The sequence below is a fragment of the Providencia sp. PROV189 genome (assembly GCF_028480065.1).
Lineage (GTDB): Bacteria > Pseudomonadota > Gammaproteobacteria > Enterobacterales > Enterobacteriaceae > Providencia > Providencia stuartii.
The window spans coordinates 1-3,644 of sequence record NZ_JAMPOG010000070.1 but is presented as its reverse complement, the minus strand read 5'-3'; the positions used below and the strand labels follow the sequence as shown (position 1 = coordinate 3,644).

General features: G+C 48.6%; 3 protein-coding genes. All 3 read left to right on the top strand.

Going from position 1 to position 3,644, the window contains the following annotated elements:
• Window positions 1–425, top strand: a 425-nt coding sequence (locus tag PR833_RS20125) for a PFL_4669 family integrating conjugative element protein (RefSeq protein WP_272526472.1), incomplete at its 5' end; no start/stop codon positions are given.
• Between the two features lie 47 nt (window positions 426–472).
• The gene (locus tag PR833_RS20120; RefSeq protein WP_000748138.1) at window positions 473–1,009 is read left to right on the top strand and encodes a hypothetical protein; all 537 of its coding nucleotides are present in this window, start codon (window positions 473–475) and stop codon (window positions 1,007–1,009) included.
• Window positions 1,010–1,018: 9 nt separating this feature from the next.
• The gene (locus PR833_RS20115) at window positions 1,019–3,073 is read left to right on the top strand and encodes a DNA topoisomerase III (protein WP_004239734.1); all 2,055 of its coding nucleotides are present in this window, start codon (window positions 1,019–1,021) and stop codon (window positions 3,071–3,073) included.
• The last annotated feature ends 571 nt before the right edge of the window (window positions 3,074–3,644 follow it).

The window sequence follows — 3,644 nt, the reverse complement described above, 5'->3', positions numbered from 1 at the left end:
GGACTATTCAGAAATTACTTTCAGAGGTTGAACAACAATTAGTTCAGTTACCTGCGGTTGCGGTTATTTCGGATATCTCATCAACATCTCCTGTTGACCTGGCGATATTCAGTAAATCTCCTGTTGGTTATAAATGTGTCTGGTTACTCGTCGGGGTTGATCAACTTGCTTTGCGTGTATTGCAGGGAGAGCATTATGGTTTTATTTCCCGTCAGCAACGTGACAAGGTCCTTAAATTAGCGGGCTATCAGGTTCGTCATGTGACAGGGATGGCCGTAAACTACCGGAAATATGAGCTCACCCGTCATAACCTTGATTTAAACAGTGAAACTTATCAACAGGCTTCCCGTTATTTAGGTGAAATTGATCCGGATATCATTTCAGGAAGAAAACGTGCGTCATTTTTACCGTCTTTAAAAAAATAACGAATGTTATTTATATTGGGTTAATTATTTAATAATAAGGAGCTGCAATGAAAAAAAGCGGATTGCTTACCTTATGCTTTTCTTTATGGCTTTTGACCGGATGCTCTGCACAGGAAATCGCAGAATGGAATCAGAAAATCAGTGACCTGGGGCATCAGGTCAGTCATACCATGAATGGTGGTATGCAGAAACGGGAACAACGGGAGTATGACGTGGTTATCCCTGTTGATATTGATACAGCCGCAGCCCGTCTGCGCCGTTATTATGGTTTTGAGGATGTGAATGCCAAAATCCGTGCTCTGCGTCAGTCAGGTAAAGAAAGTGATCAATGGGCCGCCACGGCTATTGCAGAAGAAAGCCGGGGCTGGGAATGGGAAGTGACGCCGGGAAGTTATTATAAAATGGGGGCGGATATGGGAAAACGTAACCCGCCGGCACATATCGTCATCGAACTGGAAAAAAATGGTTCGGGAACACACATGTATATCACTTACAGCGCTTCGTACAGTGATACCCTGACTCCGGAGTTTGTTCAGGAAATATTTAAAACCGCGAATGACGTTGCAGCCGGAAAAAGGAGGTAGAACAGGGTAATGAAATTATTTCTGTGCGAAAAGCCGTCTCAGGCCAAAGATATTGCCCGGGTGATCGGCGCTCATCAGCGGCGGGATAATTTTTTTCAGGGAAATGGCGTTCAGGTCGCCTGGGCAAGAGGTCATCTGCTGGAGCAGGCTGAACCGGAGGCTTATGGCGCACAGTTTGCGGCCCCCTGGCGGCAGAGTGCCTTACCCGTTATTCCTGAACAGTGGAAAATGGTGGTTAAAAAAGACGCGGTTTCGTTGTTTCAGACCATAAAACAGTTGCTCAGTCAGGCGACGGAAGTGGTGATTGCCACGGATGCGGACAGGGAAGGGGAAGTGATTGCCCGTGAATTACTGGAGGCCTGTCATTACCGGAAAAAGGTACAACGTTTATGGTTGTCTGCACTGGATGAGGCGAGTATCAGGCAGGCATTAAATAACCTGTTACCCGGCGAGAAAACGGCCTCTTTATATTCAGCGGGATTAGGGCGGGCCAGAGCAGACTGGCTTATCGGTATGAACATGACGCGTCTGTTTACCCTCAAAGCCCGGGAACTGGGGTTTGGTGGGATATTGTCGGTCGGACGTGTCCAGACGCCGACACTGGCCCTGATTGTCCGGCGGGAAAGAGAAATTACGCACTTTGTTTCCAAACCCTTCTGGCGGGTGACCGCCTCGTTGCAGCATCAGGGGATCATTTTTCAGGCTCACTGGCGACCTGCCTCGCAGTATTGTGATGATGAACATCGTTGTATTCACGTTCAGGCCGCTCAGGCCGTAGAGCAACTGTGCCGGCAGGCAGGGAAAGCGACGGTGTGTACAGTGAATGAAACGAAAGGAAAAGCCTTGCCGCCGTTGCCGTTTGATCTCGGGACACTTCAGCAGGCGGCCTCAAGGCGTTGGGGGTATTCTGCGGATAAAGTGCTTGAAATCGCGCAAAGTCTGTATGAAAAACATAAGGCCACCACGTATCCCCGGACGGACTGCGGGTATCTGCCGGTGTCCATGCGTGCCGACATACCGGTTGTTTTAGATGCATTATCACAAAGCGATCCGGCCTTACAGAATGTGCTGGCACAATTGCAGCCGGCGCGAATTTCCCGGGTCTGGAATGATGCAAAAATTACGGCTCACCATGCGATTATACCGACCCGGCAGACACCTGATTTGAACGCCATGAATGAGGCTGAACTGAATGTCTATAAACTTATCCGTGCCCATTATCTGGCGCAGTTTTTGCCGGATCAGGAATGGGATGCAACAGAGGTGTTTTTAGATATAGGCGGACAACAATTTGTTGCCAAAGGGAAAGTCGAAAGAGTGAAGGGCTGGTCTGTATTATTTGTGAAACATGAAGACGATCCGCCAGTAAAAGAAGAGGCAGAAACCGGGCTGGAAGCCGGAACAGAAACATTGCCGTCCCTTCACGAAGGTGAATTCTGTGTGGTACAGGAGGCAAAGGTTGTACAACTGGCGACCTCACCACCGAAACCGTATACGGATGGTACATTGATTGCGGCCATGAAGAATGCGTCCTCCTTTATTACCGATCCGACATTAAAAAAAGTCCTGAAAGAGAATGCGGGGCTGGGGACAGAGGCAACCCGGGCAGGGATCATCACCACGCTGGAAAACAGGAAATTGATTGTCAGGCAGAAAAAAACACTCCGGGCGACAGACACCGGTTGTCAGCTGATTGATGCCCTGCCGGCAGCCTGTACAGATCCGGGAATGACGGCGTTATGGGAACAATCACTCGAGCAGGTTGCACAGGGAAATCTGTCTCTGGATGTGTTTATGCAAAAGCAAATCAGCTGGTTGGCACATCTCATTAAAAAAGGCGGGGAAATGCCGCTGGCGCTGGATCTGCCACCGATGCCATCCTGCCCGTCGTGTCATGGAAAGATGGTCTTACGGGAGAGCAGTAAAGGCCGTTTCTGGAGTTGTCAGCGTTATCCGGATTGTAAAGGGAGTGTACCATTACCGGAAAAAATGCAGGGGGTTACCCGGGGGATGAATAAAAGAAAGAAGGCCGTGAAGAAGAGCATAACAGGACTCTTTACCTGAGTGATAATTACCGTTAGCATAGCTGACGCTAGGGAAAAGCCCCCCGTCATTGCGGCAAAGCCGTAGCGGAACAACTGCGGTGGCGACAATGAGAAAGTCTGTCTGTCAGCAGGACAGACTTTAAGGCGCATCAACCTCATGAAAACCGCGCCGGAGCTGGTTGAACTCCTGAGGTTCTTTTTAACATCACAGAGTGGGCGGCACTGTCAGGCGTTATTAACCGTAACGCCTTTTTTATTTGACAAAAAAGTTATTCATCCATGTGACTGAGTACCTGAATCACCCAGTCCGGGCAGGGCCGGGCGCTGTTTTTTTCCGGTGGGCATAACCAGGATTTTACCGCCCTGACAGAACAGGGCCTGCCTGTTGTCTGCTGAATGAGTTGAGCCAGGTCTTTTTGTGTCAGATGATGTTGCTGTAACCAGACTTTCAGTTTGTTTCTGTTATCCATTTTATTCTTCTGTGTTTATCCTTTTCTCTCTGAACTGCTTTTTTACTTGACAAATAAAAAAAGCAGATTAATCCTTATTCTGCTTATACCGTTGCTTAATGCAACATTGCCAATGCTTCA

What these genes read in the sequence shown, in the direction of transcription:
- PR833_RS20115 (WP_004239734.1), top strand. Translation starts at nt 1,019, where the DNA reads ATGAAATTATTTCTGTGCGAAAAGCCGTCTCAGGCCAAAGATATTGCC.
- PR833_RS20120 (WP_000748138.1), top strand. Translation starts at nt 473, where the DNA reads ATGAAAAAAAGCGGATTGCTTACCTTATGCTTTTCTTTATGGCTTTTG.